Consider the following 21,500-nt stretch of genomic DNA (forward strand, 5'->3'; position numbering starts at 1 on the left):
GAGGACTATTCTAATAGTTAATAAAGGACTATTGAATAAAAAGTATAATTTAAGATATTAGAGGAGGAATGACTGAGTTTGAATATTTTAAACTATACTATCTATTTTTTAAAAGGGATATTTTGTAATATTTAAATATAATAACCAAATTATTATCATGATACATTTATAATTGGAGGTGTTGAATTGAGATTAGCAGATAATTGTATAAAAATATCTATAATCTTATTTGGGCTAATTATCTTTGGATACTTTTTTGATCTTGGTAGATTGATTCAGGGGTTAGCTTGTATCCTTTTTCTGTTTATAGTTGTTTTTGTAGAACATAGAAGGGAATTAAAGATTGAATTGAAGAAGAATCAGGATTATTTGCAGTCAATTATTTTATCTACTCCAGATATTATTAGCTGTATTGATAAGGAAGGTTATCATCTAGACGTTTGGAGGGATGAGTCTAATGAACACTTTCCTGAAGAGATTGTGGGAAAAAATATTGATGAAATATTTCCTAAAGAGAATGTTGAGAAGATAAGGTATCATTTAAATAGAGCTTTTAAATTAAAGAAAGTGGAGTTTTTTGAGGACAGACTAATCTTTCCTAATGAAACAAGATACTATGAAGTTAGGATGAATGCTATAAATGAGGATAAGGCTATTGTACTGGTTTGTGATGTTACTGATAAAAAGATAGTTGAACAGGATATAAAAGCTAAGAACAAAGAATTAAAGCTGATGCATAATCAATTAAGGGAGCGGAATGAAGAGCAAGAGCTGTTACTAGATAACATTAATACTCAAATTTGGTATTTACAGGATATAGAAAGATATGGAGCAGTCAATCAAGCCCATGCTGATTTTATAGGAGCTAAGAAAGAGGAGATATCCTATAAATCTTTATATGAGATACTTCCTACAAATGAAGCAGAAATCTGTATAAAAGGTAATGAAGAGCTATTTGAGAAGAGAGAGGCAATATATTCAGAAGAATGGCTAATAAGTGCTCAAGGAGAAAAGAGGTTATTGGCAATTACTAAGACTCCCCAATTTAATAAAGAGGGTAGGATTGATTATATAATCTGCTCTGGTGAAGATATTACAGAGAATAAATTGCTAGAGGATAAATTAAAGAGTTTGAATCAAGAGTATGAAACTATCTTTAATAATACTAAAGATGCAATTTTTTTATTGGATGTTATAGATGGACAAGACTTCGTTTTTCAAAGAGTCAATAAAATCCAAGAAGACTTAACTGGTTTAAGTACTGAAGAGTTGCAGGGTAAGAGCTTAGAAGATATTTTTGGTAAGGAGATAGGTGAGGTAGTTAAAGTAAATTATAAGGAATGTGTAGAAAGAAGAGAAGTGATTACTTATGAAGAGAGTTTAGATTTTTTCGAGGATAGTAAAACTTGGCTAACTACCTTATTTCCAGTAATTGTTGATGATGAAGTAATAAAAATTGTAGTTTCATCAAGGGATATTAGTAGAATTAAAGAGGTTGAAGAGAGATTAAGATATAGTGAGGAGAGATATCGTGGTTTATTAGAGACTCAAAACGATTTAATTGTTAGAGTTGATATTAGTAATAGATTTACTTATGTTAATGATGCTTATTGTGAATTTTTTAATAGAAAGAGAGAAGAATTAATAGGCAACACATTCACTGACTTTATAGATAAAAGTGAGTTAAAAAGGCAGGTAATGGCAATAATAGATAAGCTAAAGAATCCACCCTACAGAGTGAACTTTGAGCATAAATTTGCAAGTGGTGATGAAGAATATTGGATAGATTGGGAATCTTATGGTATTAGAGATGAATCTGGGAATATAATAGAAATTCAAGGTGTAGGTCGTAATATTACCGAATTAAAGCTAGCTCAACAGCGAGCAGAAGAGGCAAATCAAGCTAAATCAGAATTTTTAGCTAATATGAGCCATGAAATTAGAACACCTCTTAATAGTATAATTGGATTTAGTCAACTATTATTAGAAGAAGAAAGAGATTATAATAAAATAGAAAAATTAAACACAATTGTTAATTCAGGAGAGCATTTAGTTGAGATTATTAATGATATTCTTGATTTTTCAAGGATAGAGGCTAGAAAGATTGAGTTAGAAAAGGTAGAATTTTCTTTTAAGGAATTATTATTAGAGATTAAAAATATGTTTTGGCTTAATGAGAATGAGAAAGAATTAGATTTTGTATTAGATATAGATGAGTCTTTACCAGAAAGGGTTTGGGCAGATAGGTATAGAATTAGTCAGATTATTATTAATCTTTTAAGTAATGCTTTTAAATTTACTACTAAAGGAAGGGTCAAGCTTGCTTGTAGTTATGATCAAGAATTTATTATTAAGATAGAAGATACAGGAATAGGGATTTCAGAGAAGAAGCAGAATAAGGTCTTCTCTGCTTTTGAGCAGGTCGATAGCTCTATAAGTAGGAAATATGGAGGAACTGGACTGGGTCTAGCGATTGTTAAAAGATTAGTTGATTTAATGAAAGGTGAACTAACTTTAAAAAGTCAGTTAGGTCAAGGAAGTAGTTTTATAATTAAGCTACCCTTAGAAGTGCTAGAGGATAGTAATAAGGAAGATAATGATCAAGGTGGATTTAATGAGATGGTCAAGGGTGAAAGAATGATTGAGCGGTGGTTAGCTTTTGATATAGAAATTACAGATTTGACTTTCAAGGCAATTAAAGAGTTACCTGATAGAATTACTAAGCTAGAGGAGGCTGTAAAGTCTACTAAGAAAGAGAAAATAGAGGCTATTGCCCATAAGTTAAAGGGGTTAGCTGCTAATTTTAATATGGAAGAAGTCTATAAAATTGCAGCAAAGATAACAGATACTGCAAGAAGTGATGATTTTGATTTAGAGATAATAAAGCTAGATTTAGAAGAATTAAAGAATATTCTTTCTATTATACCAGCTCATTATTTATCAGCTAAAGAAGAAAATAGCTTTAAAGTTCTTTTGGCTGAGGATGAAAGGTTAAACCAACTTTTAATTAAAGAGATACTTAAGAATTTCAAATTAGAAATTGAAACAGTCAGTAACGGTAAAGATATTTTAGATAAGCTAGAGAAAGATAAATATGATCTACTCTTACTAGATATTCAGATGCCTATCATGAGCGGTTTAGAGGTTATGGAAGAGATAGAGGTTGATATACCTATAATTGCAATAACTGCTTCTGTAGAGAAGGAGGTTGTTGAGAAATGTTTAGTACTGGGGTGTAAAGATTATATTACTAAACCAGTAGATAAGGATAGATTAAGAGAAGTAATAAAGAGAGAATTAAAGATCTGATCTACTTAAATTTTAAGAAATTTAGTTAGTAATCGGAGGGATACTATGATTGAAATAACTAATAATAACGTCCTATTTGTTGATGATGAAGAGTTGATTTTAGCTAAGATAGAAAGAAAGTTAAATAAAGAAGAGTTTACAATGTTCTTTGCTAATTCAGGGAGAGAAGCATTAAGGATTCTTAAAGAGAATGAGATAGCAGTAATTATAATTGATTTAAGTATGCCTAAGGTTAATGGGATAAAGTTATTAAAGATGATCAATTATGATTATCCTGATCTTGTCAAGGTTATCTTCTCTAGTTATTCAGATAGTCAAACGATGATCTCAGCTCTCTACTCAGGAGATGTCTATCATTATATTCCTAAAGGGGTTGTTAACAGAGATGAAGGATACAAGATTGAATTCATTCCTGTAATCAAAAGGGCTATTGAAAGGTATAATTTAATCAAAGAGAATAGTAGATTGAAGCAAGGAGTAATTAAAGCAGATTTAAGCTTGGAGGGATAAAACTTGAAGCTAGAGAAAAGAAGGCATAAACAGTTATTATATAGATTATTAGAACTCAATAAGCCAATAACTATTAGTGAGTTAGCAAATTTTTTAGGAGTATCGGCTAGAACTATCAGAAGGGATTTAGATGAGCTTGAGCAGTGTTTAGAGAAAGAGGATATTAAATTAATCAAGAAGGCCAGAGTAGGTGTTTATCTAAAATTAGAAGAGACTAAAGCTCTTAAGCTAAAACAGAGCTTAGATGAGGCTAGAGTAGAAGATCAATTTTTGAGTCCAGAAGCAAGGGTTAGATGGACTCTAAAGAGGTTACTGATTGGGAGTAGTGAATGTAAAGTTGAAAAGTTAGAGGAGAAACTTTATATCAGTAGATCAACTGTTTATAATGATTTGGATAGTGTAGAGGCTTGGTTAAAAAGACATGCTCTATCATTAGATAAAGAGAATAATAATCTGATTATTGTAGGTAGGGAAAGGAATATTAGAGTAGCGATGGTTAACCTTCTTTTAGAGTTATTGGGATCTAAAAGAAGCAAAGAGATAATAGATTTATTGAATGAAGGTATTAGGATTAAGACTAGTGATCATAAGGTCTTAAAGGAGTTCTGTTTAGCAATAGATTTACAGCTTATTAGAAAATCTATTGGTCTAATAGAAGCCAAAAGAAGAGTGTTATATACTAATCATTCAATTTTATACTTCTGTCTATATTCTGCAATCAGTTTTAAGAGAATAGTTGAAGGTAAAGAAGTAAGCTTATCAAGAGATGAATTAAATAAATTAAAAGATGAGGAAGATTTTAGTTTAGCTGATTTTATGTCTGAAAAGTTAGAAAAGAAGTTAGGGATTAAGCTCTCTGAAGCTGAGAAAGCAGCAGCCTTACTGCAAGTTTTAGCAGGTGAAATATATAGCAGTAAGGATTTGGAGAATAGAGAAGATATAATTAATAGAACTAGTAAGGAAATTGTTTTAGTAGCAGAGAGGTTGATTGCTGAAATAGAGCTTGACTTGGGAAGCAAGCTGGCTGAGGATTGGGATTTATTTAAAGGACTAGTCTTATATATTAGAGCATTATTTTATGCTAAAAGTTATGGGATTAATTATGAGGATAGTTATTGGGATCAAGTAGAATTTAATGAACTTAAGGAGGATAACCCCTATTTATTCAAAAAAGCTAGGATAAGTTATGGTATCTTAAAGGAAGAATTAAGGATAGAGATTGGAGAAAATGAGATCGATTTTATTGGATTAATGTTATTAGCTGCAGTTGAACGTAAGAAGAATAAAATTAGAGCATTAATAGTTTTTGATGGGAATTTGGCGGTGTCACAGTTGATGAAAGCAAGATTAGAGCGAAGAGTGCCTAGGCTAGAGGTTGTTGATTTTATCTACTATAGTCACCTTAATAAGATTAAGAGAAATGGTATAGATTTAATTATTAGTTCAAGAGAGATAGAAGGAAGTGAAGATATTATGGTAATTAGTCCTTTGGTTAAGAAGGATGATATCATAAGAATAGAGGAAAGAATCGAAGTGTTACTAGATTTAAAGACTTATTTTGCTAGTTGAAAATTGAAAGTGAGACAAAAACAGCGTAATGGGGATTTCCGTTACGCTGTTTTTGTTTAATAATGTCGAATTAAATGTGGACATAAGATTGGATGACTATTATAAGTAATGATAATAAAATAAAAGAATAAATAAAGATAATCTTCTAAGGTGGGGATAAAATGAAAATCAAGAATATTAAAGACAAGATAAAAATTAAGAGTATAAAGCAGAAAATTTTAATCTCTTTTGTAAGCATCAGTATTATTTCACTAGCGATTATGGGAGCCTTTTTGCATTTTGAGCTAAATAAAAAACTGGTACCTCTAGTGTCAAATATGTCTCAAGATATTGTAAAGGCAAGGTCTGCAGAGCTAGGAGAGCTGATGGATGGAATTTTAAAAGAGATTAGTAATATTGCTCAAAAAGAAGTAGTTCGATCTATGAATTGGAATGAAGCTAAAAAAGAATTAATTAAAGATAAAGAGGAGAGCGATATAGCATATGAAAGTCCTTTTATTTTAGACAATAAAGGATATGGGTATTTGCCTAATGGTACTAAGATGAATTTTAGTAGCAGAGATTACTTTCAAGAGATAATGAAAGGAAAGGATACCTTTATAAGTGATCCTATTATCTCTAAAGCTTCAGGAGAACCTATAGTTATGATAGCCCAGGCAATTAAGAATGATCAAGAGCAAACTATAGGAGTACTTGGATTTCCTGTTATACTGAAGGAATTTTCTAAGAGAATAACTGAGATCAAAATAGGAGAAGGAAGCTTTGGTTGGGCGATTGATAATAATGGTTTGATGATTGCTTTCCCTGATAATGAAGTAGTAATGAAAGCTAATATTTTAAAAGATGAAACTGATATTAAAGGACTAAAAGAGATAGGTCAGAAGATGATAGCAGGCAAAAGTGGTAGTGGAGAGGCTATTATGCCTAATGGAGAGAGGCATCAGGTGCTTTATAGTCCAATCCCTAATACACCGGGCTGGAGCTTAGGGGTTGATATCTCTACAGCAGAGATGTTGAAGGAAACAAAGGGATTAATCAAGATGGTTATCTTAATAATATCCATCATAGTCATATTAATGGTTCTTGCTTCTTATCTGGTTGGTAATAGTATAGCAAAGCCAATTGGAAAATTAGCAAAGGATATAGATAAGTTCGGTGAAGGTGACTTTAGAGTTGAATTTGAAATAGCTTCTAATGATGAAGTAGCTCAGATTGCCAGCTCTTTGAACACAATGGGTAGGAGTATTAGAGCGATGATTACTAATATCTTAGAAGCGGTAGAGAATCTATCTGCTCAAAGTGAAGAGCTATCAGCTAGTGCTGAAGAGGGAAGTGCCAGTATTGAAGGTAGTAATGAGTTGATGAAAAAAATGGCGGCTAATATTGATCAGATTTCAGGTAGTATTCAAGAGGTTACTGCCTTTGCTCAAGAGAGTAGCTCACAGACTGAAGCTGGTACTGAAAATATTGAGGATACTATCAATAGTATTCAAGAGATTAATCAAGCTGTAAAGAAAACAGTAGAAGCTGTAACTGCTTTAGAGAAGAACTCTGCAGAGATTGGTAAGATCGTAGAATTAATTACCAATATTGCTGAACAGACCAATCTCTTAGCACTAAATGCAGCCATTGAAGCAGCTAGAGCTGGGGAACATGGTCGAGGCTTTGCAGTAGTAGCTGAAGAGATTAGAGGGCTTGCTGAGGAGACTACTAAGGCTACCGATAATATTTCTAGTTTAATTAATCAAACGCAGAACAATGTAGAGATAGGCTTTGAAGCAATTAAAGATGTGGAAGATAAGGCGAAGGAAGGAGAAGCAATTGCCATTAAGACTGGTGAAGTCTTTAAAGTAATTCAAGGTGCTAGTGAAGAGACTTCAGCTCAAATCGAAGAGACTGCTATGTCAACTCAAGAGTTAGATGAGGAGACTACAAATGTAATGAATGCTTCTGAAGACATAAAGAATATGTCTGTTGAAATAGCCAATTCTTCTCAAGAGCTAGCATCTATAGCAGAAGAGCTACAGAGTTTAGTTGCTAGATTCAAGGTTTAATAAGGGAGGAGAGAGTATGCTCAAAGCCCTTAAGCTTGTAGAAGAAAGAGGAGTAGAAAAAGGGATTAAGATTGGAGAAGAAAGGACGACTAGAAAGATAGTTTTAAGGTTGTTATTAAAACAATTTGGAGATTTAGAGGAAGAATATGTAAGAGTGATAGAAAATAAAAAGGTTGAGGAATTAGATATTATACTAGAGAAGATAATAGATATAAAGGAGATTGAGGAGCTAGAAAAATATCTTTATTAGAGGTTAGTGTTATTTATATTAAAATTTAATTATCACAATGTGTAAAATTAATATATAGTTATCCTTCTCAAGTTTTAAGCATTAATCAAAGGAACTTCTAACTAGCAATAGAAAAAGGAATATTCTTATTAGGAGTGACAACTGCCAGCTTCTGTGCTGGCATTTCTTTTTTATATCTACTTTAAATAATTTATTAATGTTTTTATTGATACAATGATCAGAAACAAAAGGGATTGCCAGTTTTATCTTTATTATTTTAATCAAGAGATCAATAGTTCTTAGCTCTTTGTAGTTGCTTGAACGATATTATTGGTCATATTTTAAATATAGAGTCTGAAGTTAATTATCTTTTGCTAATAAATAGAATACAATTAAAATTATATAAGTTGGAATATAAAATACTATTAAGTTGCCTACTGTTGAATATAATATAACTTCTGTAGGATTGGAAATATTAAAACTAAATATTGATAAAGCTGTCAGTAACCAACTAACTGGAATAAATATTCTTTTATAATCATTTATTTGAAATAATTTAGCAATTAAAAAAGTAGAGGCAAAATAGAAGATTCCTAATTTTGTTATAGTTGCAATCAATCACATGAAAAAGACGATGGTTTCACTACCTCTTGTGATTGATTTAGTCAGATTATAAAAAGGAAAACTTAAATTTTTAGTTAAATTGATTTCAAAAACAGCAATAGAGAAAATAAATAGAATAACAATTATTAATTGAATAAGTAAATTGCCTAATAAACTAGATTTAATTGTACCATTCTTATTTTTTAAGTAAGGTTTAAATATTAATAGAAGAGTTAATATTAATCTAAACCAATCAGATGAAACCAGACTTCTTCTAACTATTGATTTAAAATTAAATACTATTGGTTTTAAACGATTGAAATTAAATAAATCAAAATAAAAAATTGTAATAATCAGTATAAGTACTGTGCTGGCTATCATTATAAACATTGCTATTACACTTAATCTAGCTAAATTTTCAATTCCAGTATAAGTTGCATAGGTTTCTAAAAGTGCTAAAGCAATTGATGTTACTATATAAGAAGATCTAGGCATAACAACCTTAATAAATATAACAATCTCATATAGAATTAAAGTAGTATCCAATAAAATTACAAAAATATAGGGTAAAATAATTATCTTTCCTATAATGGAACCAAGTAAAGCCATACAATCTTGAATAACACTTTTGTTGGAAAAATCAAAGCTTAATTTTAATAAAAGATATTGAAGAAACCCTGTACTAGTTCCAGAAAATATAGCAGAGACCCAACCTAATTTATCTGATTCTGCTAAGGTTTTTGGGACTATTAAAACAAAAGTAGGCATAATCATTGCTAAGTTTAGCCAGAAGACTTGATAATTACTTATCTTTTCTTTCACTACTATCCACCTCTATCATTAATAATTATACGTATTTGTTATTAATAAAAAATACATATAATTGATGACAATTTAGTTGGGTTATTGAATAATTATTTTAATTTTTTAATTAAGGTTTTTTTATTCTATCTTTTAATTTTTAAAAAAGTAAGATGATTGTATCGAAATTAAAAGAAGAAGCATATAAATAAAGAAATATCTCATAGTCAGGTGATAAAAATGAGTGAAAATAGAAAAGATGTTATTTGTGAAGGGGAGTATTATACTATCCAAGCAGGTGATACATTATCTAAGATAGCTAATAGGTATAACCTTACAGTTGAGCAGTTAATTAAGGCAAACTCACAAATTAAAAACCCCAATAAAATTTTTGTGGGGCAGCTAATTTGTATTCCTGCTAAAGTAGATAGTACTAAAGAATGTGCAATAGTCTTAACTTTATCCAGAGAAGCAAATGTAGCTCTACCTGCAATTGCTGGTGGAGTAGTTCTTATACAAAGAATAGATGGAGGTAATTATGCCTTAACCTTTGCAGCAACAGGACTCCCTTCTCCTAAATCGATAGGTGATTTTGATACTTATATAGGTTCAATAACTATTGAAGGACAAGAATATTCTGCTGTATTAAGAGAGACAGCCCCTTTTGAACAAGAACCGACTTGGGCAGGTACAAGGATTATTTCTGTCAATCCTTTTGCTTTCCCAGAAAGTACAGTTACTATCCTTACCTTTGATCTTGAAACTAGTGTAAGAAGTAATCCGATTTTAGGTGGAACAGTAGGGGAATGTAAAAGATAAAATACTTTTATAATACTAAATTTCAATGAGTAATTCTATAAATTTCTTACTAGCAATAGAGAAAGGAATATTCTTATTAGTCACAACTGCCAACTTTCGTTCTGGCAGTTTTTCTTTTATGTCTATTTTAAATATTTCACTATTATCTCTATTGATACAGTAGTTAGGTACAAAGGAAATTCCTAATCCTATCTTAGCCATTTCAATTAAGAGGTCGATACTTCCTAGCTCTACCTCTGGAGTAATCTCAACCTTAAATTTTTCCATTAATTCATCAAAGAATTTTCTTGTTGTTGTCTTCCTCTCTAACATTAAAATAGGATAATCAGCTAGAGTTTTAAGCTCAATCTCTCTTCCTTGAAGTTCTTTAAAATCATATCCGCTAATGAAAATATCTTTGAAAATAAAAATTTCATTAACCTCCATAAAATCTGTAATTTTATTATTCGGAAGGTTAGTGATGATTAAGTCAATAGCACCTTGTTTTAATAGCTCTACACAGGTACTAGATGTTCTATTAGTAATTTGGATATGTATCTGGGGATAAAGCTGATGAAATTTCTTCAGATAAGGTAACAAGAAATCCTTAGAGATAGTATCATTTGCTCCAATATGTATCTGTCCCTTTTCAAAGGAGTTAATCTCTTGAATATTTCTCTCACCACTTTTAATTAAATTAAGGGCAGGTTCAATATGTTTTAATAGTATTTCTCCTTCCTTACTAAGTTTAACTCTCTTTGTGCTTCTGATAAATAAGGAAGTATTCAATTCTTCTTCTAGAGATTTAATACTCTGACTAACAGCTGACTGGGAGATGAATAGCTCATCGGCAGCTTTTGAGAAGCTAAGATATTTAGCTACATAATAAAATACCTTGTATAGTTCATAGTTAATATTCATTTATAAGCACCTCTAATCAATAGTATTAGAATTATCAATTATAAGAGTATATTGATAAATATCAAAACTTTAGTTTAAGTGTTATTTTTTTATGTAATTTAGATTTAAAAATTAAAAATAATATATAAGGATAGTAGGATAGTTTAATTAAAAATTACAGTAATTATATCTTCTAATAATGCATCTTTTACAGTCCGTGATAATAATTTATTATCTTTAATAAAGCTGGGAATATTATTACTTTCTAGTATTTTATTTTCAGGAAAAGCTTCTTTTATTTGCTTTATAAAATCATCAAGGTTATAAACTTTAAATCTTTCTATATCAATTTTTTCAGCTATAAATTCTAATAAAGATAAAAGAATATCTTCATAATTACTCTGTTCATCAAGGTCTAATAAGACACTTAGCTTAGCAATAGCTTCTTCAAATAACATTCTATAGCCAGTTAATCCTTTTATATTTAATATTTTTCCTATTCTTGCAAGTTGCTCTTGATTAAGTTTTAGTAAAAGTTCTATATAGTCTTTCTCTTTTTTATCAACATTAAGATAATATTTTTTTCCTTTTAAGTCATTAAAAACTTTAAGAGTATCAAAATAGCCTAATTTCAAATTATATCTTATTTGTTCTTGATCAAAATCAAGAGTTCTTCCTAAATCTTCATTAGGAGAGATATAAGTGATTTTTAGATCTTTATTTTTTATTTTGCGAACTCGTCCTATTCCAAAGGTTCTAATTGCAATAATCTTTTTATATCCTTTTTTGGCTAGTAAATTTATAGGGAGATTATCATAAAAACCACCATCTAGAAATAAGTCACCATCTATCTTTTCCATTTTAAAAGTAGGCAGATAGGCACTAGCAATTAAATAATCTAATAATTTTCCTTTGGGTATATCTTCAATAAAGAGTTCCATTGCTTTTTTTTGAGAGATATTAACGGTAACTATTCCAAAATCTATATCAGTATTTCTAATCTTTTTTTCATTGATATTCTCTGCAAGAAAGGATCTAATTTTATTTAATTCTATTCCCCCATTATTAAAAATTTCTTTTATTTTATTAATCATATAATTTACATTCTTTTGGTTGAAATTAAACTCTCTTAATTCTTTAACTACTTCTTCATTAACATCAAATATTTGAGAAGGCTTTAAATTATACCATAGATCATAGACATACTCTAAATCTTTACCTGCGATTAAAGCACCATTAATAGCTCCGATTGAAGTTCCAGAAATTCCAGATATATTTAGACCTAATTCATTGATCGCTTTATAGGCTCCAATATGATAAGCACCTTTAGCACCGCCACCTTCTAAAACAAGACCATACATCAATGCCACCTCCTATTATTCTTATTATAATCTTTGATTTTTCAAAAAAATTTATAATTAATATTTAGTTAGATATAAGCGCTCCTAATCAATATTATTAGAATTATTAATTTTACTACTTAATGATATCATACTATAATGTAAGTGTACAGTTGATAGATTAAATTAAGCATTTCAGTTAATATAAATGAGTAAAAAAATGAAATCTTTTGAACTTAAAATAAATAAGGAGGTTCCATCATGTCCGAAATCAGAAGAGTTTATGTAGAGAAGAAAGAAGGATATAATGTACAAGCTAAACAACTATTAGCTGATTTAAAAGAAAGCTTACAGCTAGAAAATTTAGAAAATGTTAGAATAGTAAATAGATATGATATCTCTAATATATCGGAAGAAGCCTATCAGCAAGCATGTTATACAATCTTATCAGAACCGACGGTAGACAATTTATCTGAAGAAGAGTTAGAATTATCTCAATCAGAGACAGCCTTTGGAGTAGAGTATTTACCAGGACAATATGATCAGAGAGCAGATTCAGCAGAGCAGTGTATGCAGATATTAAATAATGATGAAAAGCCGATTGTTAGAGCAGCAAGGGTAATTGTATTAAAGGGAGACTTAACAGTAGAAGAGATAGAGAAGATTAAAGAATATTATATTAATCCTGTAGATTCAAGAGAAGCAGATTTGGCAAAGCCAGAAACTTTAGAGATGAAGTATGAAGTTCCAACAGAAATAGAGATAATTGATGGTTTCATTGAAGCTGATGGAGCAGGTATAGAGAATTTATTAGCTGAATTGGGACTAGCTATGAGTAAAGAGGATTTACTCCATACTCAAAAATACTTTAGAGATACAGAGCAGAGAAATCCTACAATTACAGAGATCAGATTATTAGATACCTACTGGTCAGACCATTGTCGCCATACAACCTTCTTAACTAAGATAGAGGATGTAGAGATAGAAGAGGATAAATATACTAAGCCAATCGCTGAGGCTTATGCAGAGTATTTAGCAGGAAGAGAAGTAGTTTATGAGGGTAAAGAGAAGGATATTTGTTTGATGGATATCGCTTTAATGGGGATGAAAGAGTTAAGAAAAGATGGTAAGTTAGAGGACTTAGAAGTCTCTAATGAAGTTAATGCAGCTAGTATAGTTGTTCCTGTCGATGCTGATGGTGAGGAAGAGGAATGGCTAGTAATGTTTAAAAATGAAACTCATAACCATCCTACAGAGATTGAGCCCTTTGGTGGAGCGGCAACTTGTTTAGGTGGAGCTATTCGTGACCCATTATCAGGTCGCTCTTATGTCTATCAAGCGATGCGAATTACAGGAAGTGGAGACCCAAGAACTCCAATAGAAGAGACAATACCAGGTAAGTTACCACAGAAGAAGATAGCCCAAGAGGCTTCCCATGGTTATAGTTCCTATGGAAACCAGATTGGACTAGCAACAGGAATGGTACAAGAGATTTATGATGAAAAATATCTAGCTAAGCATATGGAGATAGGTGCAGTAGTAGCAGCAGCACCTAAGGAGAATGTTGTTAGAGGAACTGCTGAGCCAGGAGATATCATCATCCTTTTAGGTGGACAGACAGGGCGTGATGGTTGTGGTGGTGCTACAGGTTCATCAAAAGCCCATACAGAAGAGTCGATTGAAGAGTGTGGTGCAGAAGTACAAAAAGGAAACCCACCTACCGAGAGAAAGATTCAAAGATTATTTAGAAATCCTAAGGTAAGTAAGATGATTAAGGTCTGTAATGACTTTGGTGCTGGTGGTGTATCAGTAGCAATTGGTGAGTTAGCTGATGCTTTAGAGATTAATCTAGATGCTGTACCAAAGAAGTATGCAGGGTTAGATGGAACAGAATTGGCTATATCTGAGTCCCAAGAACGAATGGCTGTAGTAATAGATAAAGAGAATGTAGAGAAGTTTATAGAGTTATCAGAGACAGAGAACTTAGAAGCAACTGTAGTTGCAGAGGTCAAAGGTCATAGAAGATTGATCATGAGATGGCAAGGTAATGATATAGTAAATATCAGTAGAGACTTCTTAGATACCAATGGTGCAACTCAAAAAACTAAAGTAGTAGTTAAGAAGCCTCAAGAAGAAAGCTACTTTAAAACAGCTATAAAGACGAGATTATCAGCAGGGAAGGATTTAAAAGAAAAATGGTTAGAGAATATCTCAGATATTAATGTCTGTAGTCAAAAGGGATTAGTAGAAAAATTTGACAGCTCAATTGGGGCAGGGACTGTACTGATGCCTTTTGGAGGAAAGTATCAATTGACCCCTACACAGAGTATGGTAGCTAAGATACCTATGTTAGAAGGTGATACAACTACAGGTACTATTATGAGTCATGGTTACAACTCAAAGCTATCCACTTGGAGTCCATTCCATGGAGCCTTGTATGCAGTAATTGAATCAGTAGCAAAGGTAGTAGCTACTGGTGGAAGTTATGAGAAAATTAGATTTACCTTCCAAGAATACTTTGAAAGATTAAATAATGATTATTCTAAATGGGGTAAACCTTTTAGTGCATTATTAGGAGCTTATTATGCCCAAAAGAGATTTGGTTTACCTGCAATTGGTGGTAAGGACAGTATGTCAGGAACCTTTAATGAGATTAATGTACCACCAACATTAGTATCTTTTGCAGTAGATACAGTAGATGTAAATGATGTTATCTCACCAGAATTTAAAGATACTGATAGTCAGCTAGTTTATCTACCAGTAGAGAAAGATACAGCTGAAATGCCTGATTTTGATAAATTAATGATTGCTTACAACAAAGTAACTGAATTAATTAAAGCAGGAAAAGTCTTAGCAGCTCAAGCAATAACTTTAGGTGGTATCGCAGAAGCAGTAACTAAGATGAGCTTTGGTAATAAGATAGGTATTACATTCCAAAGCAAAATAGAAGACGATAAGTTATTTACTCCAGATTATGGAGCACTTGTTTTAGAAGTAAAAGCAGCAGAAGATTTAGCAGAGTTATTTGGAGAAGTAGAGTATGAAGTCTTAGGTACAACAAATAATGAAGAAATTATCAAAGTTAATGGTGTAGAACTAGCTATCGATGAAACGATAAATGCTTGGGAGAAACCTTTAGAGAAGATATATAAGACTAAGACTGAGGAAGATACTAAAGATTATGAGTTCAAGCCATATAAAGTAGAAGAGATTTATACACCCAAGATTAAGGTGGCAAAGCCTAAAGTCTTAATACCAGTCTTCCCTGGAACAAACTGTGAATATGATACAGCAAAACAGTTCGAGCAAGCAGGGGCAGAGGTAGAGACCTTAGTATTTAAGAACTTAAAGCCTCAGCAGATAGAAGAGTCAATAAAAGCTATGGCAGAGTCAATTAATAGCTCTCAGATAGTAATGTTAGCAGGAGGATTTAGTGCAGGAGATGAGCCTGAAGGTTCTGGTAAATTTATAGCAACAGTCTTTAGAAATCCTCAGATTAAAGAAGCGGTAATGAACCTATTAAATAATCGAGATGGATTAATGCTAGGTATCTGTAACGGTTTCCAAGCTTTAATTAAGTTAGGTTTAGTACCTTATGGAGAGATTAGAGAATTGACAGAGGATGCACCTACATTAACTTATAATACAATCGGACGCCATGTATCATGTATCGCAAATACAAGGATAGTATCAAATAAATCACCATGGTTAGCCAATGTTGAGTTAGGGGATGTTCATGCAATTCCCGTATCACATGGAGAAGGTCGCTTTGTAGCTAGTGAAGAGGTTGCTAAAGAACTCTTTGCTAAGGGGCAGGTAGCTACTCAATATGTAGATTTAGCTGGAAATCCAAGTTCTGATATAGCCTTTAATCCTAACGGTTCAGTTTATGCTATAGAAGGTATTACAAGTCCTGATGGTAGAGTATTAGGTAAGATGGGACATTCAGAACGAATCGGAACTAATGTATCTAAGAATATAATTGGTAAGAAAGACCAGATGTTATTTAAAGCTGGGGTAGAGTATTTTAAAAAATAAATAGTGAAATTGCAAGAGACTACAGATTAATCTGTAGTCTCTTTTTTAATTTATGATATTAACTTTTTGTAATAAGTACTATTTTCCAGAAAGTACATATAACAAAGAAGGGGCTATAACTATATATTGATTATAAGGTAGCCGGTTATCTAGGAGGTGGTGAAGATAAATAAATTAAGGATTAATCTCTCATTAAGTGGAGGAGGAATTAAAGGAATAGCCCATTTGGGTGGAATTAAGGCTTTGGAGGAAGATAATATTGAGATTGTAGGGATTGCAGGGAGTTCAGCAGGGGCTATTATAGCAGCACTTTATGGTGCAGGCTATAATTGTGAAGAGCTAAAGGCAATTATGTATGAGCATGACTTTGATGAATTTAAGGATAACTTCTCTTTAATCAGATTAGCTAGAAATTATGGTTTATATCAAGGTAAGAGTGTTTTGAAGTGGATGAGGTCTAAATTAGCTTCTAGAGGAATTAGAACTTTTAAAGATTTTGATAAAGATGTTAATATTATAGCATCTAATGTTAATTATAAGAGACCCAAGGTTTTTTCTAAAGGTTATACTCCTAATGTATCAGTTGCAGAAGCAGTAAGGATGTCAATGAGTATTCCAGTCCTATATGTACCTTATTACTATAAATCTAATCTCTATGTTGATGGTGGTGTAATGAATAATTTACCTTTGAAGGTTTTTAATCGGTCACGTCTACCTTGCTTAGGATTTATGCTAGTAGAAGAAGTAGGAAATAGAGCGAAAAAGATAAATGGTTTTATTGAATATCTATCTGCGATAATGGAGATGATTATTATAGTAAATGAACAAAGGCAGATTGAGTTATCTAGGTCTCATATTATAGCTATTCCTACAGGCAAGATTAGAGCTACAGATTTTTCTTTGGGCAAGGAGGATAAGGACTGGTTATATAACTCTGGCTATACTAATGCTAAGAAAAAACTGGAATATTTTAAAGACAGGCGTTTAAGAAAGGGAATAGCCACTTTTAAAGGGATAGAGGATATAGATAATATAAAAGGGACTCTTATAGAGCTAGAGGAATTTGCTGAAGAGATGATAGATTTCTTGAAATTTAGGATAGAAATTAGTTCTTTTGATACTATAATTTCTTTTGATAGTGATGATTATCTATTCTCCTATTTTGTAGCTCAAAAGTTGAACAAAAGATTTACAGTTATTAATCAAGACAAGGAGAATATTGAATATCGTTATAGCCAAATTAGGGCTAATGATAAGGCGATAATACTCAATTTTAAGAATAACCCCAACGCATTCCTGGATATACTAAATAATGATAAAATATGTTCACTCAAACTAAAGGGTATCTTCTCTTTTATTAAACGCCAAAAAGATGATGTTAGGCTATTAGAGTATGGTTTGATCTCTGATTCTTGTTATAATTTATAGATTGTTATTTTGATAATAATAATCACTGTTATTTTTTTAAACCCCTTGACAAACCTATATAAAAATAATATACTATTATCAGTAACAATTACTAATACTGATTAAAGAGTAAATACATATAAGGAGGAATTTGATATGGATTTTGTAACTGAAAACAAATTAGGAGCAACTAAAGGGACAGAGTTAGAAAAGGTTGTGGATGGACAGTTTAAAGGAGAGACTCAAGAAACAGGATTATATTTAGCTATGGCGCGTCAGGCACAAAGAGAAGGATATCCTGAGGTAGCAGAAGTATTAAAGAGAATAGCTATAGAAGAGGCTGAACATGCAGCTAGATTTGCTGAATTAAATGGTAAAATTTCTGCTTCTACAAAAGAGAACATTGAGAAGATGCTACAAGGAGAGCAAGGTGCTAATAAGATGAAGCATAAGGCTGCTGTAACTGCTAAAGAAGAAAATCTAGATGCAGCTAATGATGTCTTTAATGAGTCTGCTAAAGATGAAGCTAGACATGCTGCTATGTTAAAGGGTATGTTAGATAGATATTTTGGATAATAACTTAAAAACTGAATAAAATACAAATAAAAAGAGGAAAAAACCCTCTTTTTATTTGTATTTTGTAAAAAATTCTTTAATAATGATTCTCTGTATAAATATTGATTTAAATTGTAGCATTGATTAGTATTTATTTTAAATAATATAAAGTAACTTAGTTAGTAATTTATATTAAAAAATTATAAAAAAAGAAAGTTAAGCAGGAATATTATTATAAATATAGAAATTAGTAATTAAAGTCATATTAGATTGTTTTTGAAAATTTATTATAAGTTATCAAATAAAATATTATAATTAGAATAATATGTCTTGACAGTATATATAGTTATAGTTATAATTATAGTGAAACTATTAAAATTTAAGGGCAAGATTGTATAAGTTTACAAGCACCCCGGCAATGATTGTTAGATACAATTATTGGTGGGTTTTATTTATATAAGCATAGTAATTATTCATTTTTTATGATAAGATAATAAAAATAAGGAAATAAGATATAGTTTACAACTGAATGATATAAGGTGATTTAAGATAATTCTAATAAGATAATAATCCCAATAAGTTAAAGAGTTATTTACCCTTGGGGAGATATTGTATAGTGTAGTGGGTTAAATTACGTTGTGCAATCGCTTTACCAAATGGTATTTATTTAATTTATTGGGGTTTATTTTATTTATATATAGTATTTTTTGTAAGTTAAGAAATAAGTTTTTAGGTTTTAATATTTTAATTAAATAAAATTAGGAGGGAATTATTGATGAAAAAAAAGATATTGGTATTAACACTTATAGTTGCTCTTTCTCTTGGAGTAGTCTCCCCATTTGCATTTGCAGCAGAAGAGTTAACTGTATGGGTAAGTAATGGTGATGAGACAAATTGGATGATAAAGGCTGCTGAACTTTATCAAGAAAAGACTGGTGTAAAAGTTAAAATTGAAAGTGTACCAGAAATAGATCAAGCACAAAGGTTGGCTTTAGATGGTCCTTCTGGAAAGGGTGCTGATGTTGTAGGATGGTTCCATGATAAGCTTGGTAGAGCTGTAATTCAGGGGTTAATTGAACCTTTAGATGGCTATTTACCAGCAGGTTACGCTCAAGAGAACTTTTTAGAAAACTCTGTTGAGGCATTAACTTATAATGGAAAACTTTATGGATTACCATATGCATTCCAGAGTATTGCAATGATTTATAATAAAGATTTTTATTCAGAACCACCTAAGACTTTTGATGAATTGATTACAAAAGCTAAGAAGTTAACTAATGCAAGACAGGATAAATATGGATTCTTATTTGAAGCTAATAATTTCTACTATAGTGGAGCTATTTTCAATGCATATGGTGCATATCCCTTTGGAAAAAATGCTGATGGAAGTTATAATTTTACCAATATGACATTGGCTAATGAAGGTGGTATTAAAGCTGCTAAATTAATTAAGAGTTTTAGAGATGAAGGATTAATTCCTAAAGGTACTACTGGAGATACTATCAATGGGTTATTTAGTGAAGGAAAAGTTGGGGCTATGTTTAATGGTGACTGGAGAATTAAAGATATTAAAGAGGCTGGAGTAAATTATGCTGTTGCACCAATGCCTAAATTACCTAATGGAGAATATCCACAAACTTTCCTTACTGTAAAAGGATATTACTTAAGTAAGTTCTCTAAAAATAAGGAACTTGCAGCTGATTTTATCAAGTTTGTAACTAACTCTAAGATGTCAATGGATCACTTTGATACTAATGGTATTCTTGTTCCACATAAAGATGTTGTTGGTAGCGAAGCATTAATGAATAATCCTGATATAAGTGGTTTTATTATTCAAGCTAGACGTGGAATTCCAATGCCAAATGCACCTGAATTTATGCAAGTTTGGTCACCAGCTAATAATGCTATGACATTTATCTTAAATGGTCAGATGCCAGCTGAAGTTATATTGCCAATGACTGTTGATATGATTCAAGAAGGAATTATGCAGATGAGATAATATTTTAATAAAAATAATTCTAGCCTTACATTTGATCAAATGTAAGGCTAGAATTTGTAATAATGAATAAAAGGAGGTTTTTCTGTGAGGTCAGAAACTAGCACAAATGTTAGAGTAGGTAGTAATCAAGCAAGAAACAGTGCTATATTATCAGCTGTAGTTATGGGGCTAGGACAATTTTTGAATGGGCAATATATAAAAGGAGCTATATTTCTTCTTTATTATATTTCTTTTTGGTTCCAAAGCCCAGGATATTTTATGGAAAATATTAAAGGGTTGATTACTTTAGGAAGTAATCCTGAAGTAGACCATTCTATTTTTATGATGATTTATGGTATTGTAAGTGTGGTATTATTAGTAGTAGCAATAGGTATTCATGTTTTTAATATAGTTGATGCATATAATAATGGTAAAAAGATAGATAATGGTGAAGAGGTACCTAGTTTTAAAGATTCTATTAAGAACATGATGGAAATTGGTTTTCCCTATATTGCTATAAGTCCAGGTATGGTTATGTTATTTATTGCAACTATCTTTCCCTTAATCTTCTCTGTTCTATTAGCTTTTACTAGCTATGACTTATATCATTCTCCACCTGCTAAATTAATTGATTGGGTTGGATTGCAGAACTTTAGAGATATTATGACCTTATCTACATGGAGAATGACCTTTATTAAGGTATTCTCTTGGACAGTTATTTGGACAATATCATCTACAGTTAGTATTTTTGCATTAGGATTATTTCTAGCTGTTGTTCTAAATCATAAGAATATTAAAGGAAGAAATATATTAAGGACTATTTTGATGATTCCTTGGGCTATTCCTGCATTCGTTTCTATGTTGATTTGGAGGGGGTTATTGAATTATAATTTTGGTCAGGTTAACAAATTATTAGCGATTATTGGTATAGATAAAGTACCTTGGTTAGAAGATATTATGTGGGCTAGAATAAGTGTATTACTTGTTAATCTATGGTTATCATTCCCCTTTATTATGGCATTATGTTCAGGTGTTTTACAGAGTATTCCAGAATCATTATATGAAGCCGCTGATGTTGATGGGGCTAGTGTTATTCAGAAATTTACAGGAATTACATTACCATTAGTATTAAGACAGATTGCTCCTTTGATGATTATGCAATTTGCCTTCCAATTTAATAACTTTGGAATTATCTATCTATTAAATAATGGTAATCCTCCTCAATTTGGTTATCAAGGTGCTGGGGGAACGGATATTCTTATTTCTTGGGTATATAAATTGACTATAGATAGATTAAAATGGAACTATGCTGCGGCTATTTCAATTCTTATCTTTATTGTAGTTGCAGGATTTAGTATTTATCAATTCAGAAGAACAAATTCCTTTAAAGAAGAGGAGTTGAGTTAATA

Annotated in this window: 14 protein-coding genes; 11 read left to right on the forward strand and 3 right to left on the reverse strand. The window is 31.2% G+C overall.

Annotated features, from left to right (window positions below; genetic code table 11):
* Window positions 1-186 precede the first annotated feature (186 nt).
* From U472_RS01040 to U472_RS01060, 5 genes are all read left to right on the forward strand, one after another.
* Window positions 187-3,309: a PAS domain-containing protein gene (locus U472_RS01040; RefSeq protein WP_068714635.1), complete on the forward strand. Its 3,123-nt coding sequence runs from the start codon at window positions 187-189 to the stop codon at window positions 3,307-3,309.
* 45 nt (window positions 3,310-3,354) lie between these two features.
* Window positions 3,355-3,819: a response regulator gene (locus U472_RS01045; protein ID WP_068714637.1), complete on the forward strand. Its 465-nt coding sequence runs from the start codon at window positions 3,355-3,357 to the stop codon at window positions 3,817-3,819.
* A 3-nt stretch (window positions 3,820-3,822) separates the two neighbouring features.
* The gene (locus U472_RS01050; RefSeq protein ID WP_068714639.1) at window positions 3,823-5,388 is read left to right on the forward strand and encodes a BglG family transcription antiterminator; all 1,566 of its coding nucleotides are present in this window, start codon (window positions 3,823-3,825) and stop codon (window positions 5,386-5,388) included.
* Window positions 5,389-5,549: 161 nt separating this feature from the next.
* Window positions 5,550-7,442, forward strand: a complete 1,893-nt coding sequence (locus U472_RS01055) for a methyl-accepting chemotaxis protein (RefSeq protein WP_068714641.1) — start codon at window positions 5,550-5,552, stop codon at window positions 7,440-7,442.
* Between the two features lie 16 nt (window positions 7,443-7,458).
* Window positions 7,459-7,692: a DUF4351 domain-containing protein gene (locus U472_RS01060; RefSeq protein ID WP_068714643.1), complete on the forward strand. Its 234-nt coding sequence runs from the start codon at window positions 7,459-7,461 to the stop codon at window positions 7,690-7,692.
* 597 nt (window positions 7,693-8,289) lie between these two features.
* On the opposite strand, the gene U472_RS01070 is transcribed toward U472_RS01060, so the two are convergent.
* Window positions 8,290-9,096: a GerAB/ArcD/ProY family transporter gene (locus U472_RS01070; RefSeq protein ID WP_068714646.1), complete on the reverse strand. Its 807-nt coding sequence runs from the start codon at window positions 9,094-9,096 to the stop codon at window positions 8,290-8,292.
* 219 nt (window positions 9,097-9,315) lie between these two features.
* Here U472_RS01070 and U472_RS01075 point away from each other — a divergent pair, with 219 nt between their 5' ends.
* Window positions 9,316-9,894 carry a LysM peptidoglycan-binding domain-containing protein gene (locus tag U472_RS01075; RefSeq protein WP_068714648.1) on the forward strand — a complete coding sequence of 193 codons (579 nt, stop codon included), beginning with the start codon at window positions 9,316-9,318 and terminating at the stop codon, window positions 9,892-9,894.
* 15 nt (window positions 9,895-9,909) lie between these two features.
* Here U472_RS01075 and U472_RS01080 read toward each other — a convergent pair whose 3' ends face one another.
* Together U472_RS01080 and U472_RS01085 are read right to left on the reverse strand one after the other, a co-directional pair.
* Entirely contained in the window at window positions 9,910-10,794 is an 885-nt protein-coding gene (locus tag U472_RS01080) for a LysR family transcriptional regulator (protein ID WP_068714650.1), read from the reverse strand.
* A 143-nt stretch (window positions 10,795-10,937) separates the two neighbouring features.
* On the reverse strand, window positions 10,938-12,134 hold the full coding sequence (locus U472_RS01085; protein ID WP_068714652.1) for a patatin-like phospholipase family protein: 1,197 nt from the start codon (window positions 12,132-12,134) through the stop codon (window positions 10,938-10,940).
* Between the two features lie 240 nt (window positions 12,135-12,374).
* Here U472_RS01085 and U472_RS01090 point away from each other — a divergent pair, with 240 nt between their 5' ends.
* The 5 genes from U472_RS01090 to U472_RS01110 all read left to right on the forward strand — a co-directional run bounded on the left by U472_RS01090 (window position 12,375) and on the right by U472_RS01110 (window position 21,498).
* Window positions 12,375-16,151, forward strand: a complete 3,777-nt coding sequence (locus U472_RS01090) for a phosphoribosylformylglycinamidine synthase (RefSeq protein WP_068714654.1) — start codon at window positions 12,375-12,377, stop codon at window positions 16,149-16,151.
* A 159-nt stretch (window positions 16,152-16,310) separates the two neighbouring features.
* Window positions 16,311-17,579, forward strand: a complete 1,269-nt coding sequence (locus U472_RS01095) for a patatin-like phospholipase family protein (RefSeq protein ID WP_068714656.1) — start codon at window positions 16,311-16,313, stop codon at window positions 17,577-17,579.
* Between the two features lie 135 nt (window positions 17,580-17,714).
* A complete protein-coding gene (locus tag U472_RS01100) occupies window positions 17,715-18,134 on the forward strand; it encodes a ferritin-like domain-containing protein (RefSeq protein WP_068714658.1) in 420 nt (139 codons plus the stop codon).
* Window positions 18,135-18,888: 754 nt separating this feature from the next.
* Window positions 18,889-20,112, forward strand: a complete 1,224-nt coding sequence (locus U472_RS01105; protein WP_068714660.1) for an extracellular solute-binding protein — start codon at window positions 18,889-18,891, stop codon at window positions 20,110-20,112.
* A gap of 84 nt (window positions 20,113-20,196) precedes the next feature.
* Window positions 20,197-21,498, forward strand: a complete 1,302-nt coding sequence (locus U472_RS01110) for a carbohydrate ABC transporter permease (RefSeq protein WP_068714662.1) — start codon at window positions 20,197-20,199, stop codon at window positions 21,496-21,498.
* Window positions 21,499-21,500 lie beyond the last annotated feature (2 nt).

Origin of the sequence: Orenia metallireducens (assembly GCF_001693735.1) — a bacterium.
Lineage (GTDB): Bacteria > Bacillota > Halanaerobiia > Halobacteroidales > Halobacteroidaceae > Orenia > Orenia metallireducens.

What these genes read in the sequence shown, in the direction of transcription:
- U472_RS01045 (WP_068714637.1), top strand. Translation starts at nt 3,355, where the DNA reads ATGATTGAAATAACTAATAATAACGTCCTATTTGTTGATGATGAAGAG.
- U472_RS01080 (WP_068714650.1), bottom strand. Translation starts at nt 10,794, where the DNA reads ATGAATATTAACTATGAACTATACAAGGTATTTTATTATGTAGCTAAA.
- U472_RS01090 (WP_068714654.1), top strand. Translation starts at nt 12,375, where the DNA reads ATGTCCGAAATCAGAAGAGTTTATGTAGAGAAGAAAGAAGGATATAAT.
- U472_RS01105 (WP_068714660.1), top strand. Translation starts at nt 18,889, where the DNA reads ATGAAAAAAAAGATATTGGTATTAACACTTATAGTTGCTCTTTCTCTT.
- U472_RS01085 (WP_068714652.1), bottom strand. Translation starts at nt 12,134, where the DNA reads ATGTATGGTCTTGTTTTAGAAGGTGGCGGTGCTAAAGGTGCTTATCAT.
- U472_RS01075 (WP_068714648.1), top strand. Translation starts at nt 9,316, where the DNA reads ATGAGTGAAAATAGAAAAGATGTTATTTGTGAAGGGGAGTATTATACT.
- U472_RS01060 (WP_068714643.1), top strand. Translation starts at nt 7,459, where the DNA reads ATGCTCAAAGCCCTTAAGCTTGTAGAAGAAAGAGGAGTAGAAAAAGGG.
- U472_RS01100 (WP_068714658.1), top strand. Translation starts at nt 17,715, where the DNA reads ATGGATTTTGTAACTGAAAACAAATTAGGAGCAACTAAAGGGACAGAG.
- U472_RS01055 (WP_068714641.1), top strand. Translation starts at nt 5,550, where the DNA reads ATGAAAATCAAGAATATTAAAGACAAGATAAAAATTAAGAGTATAAAG.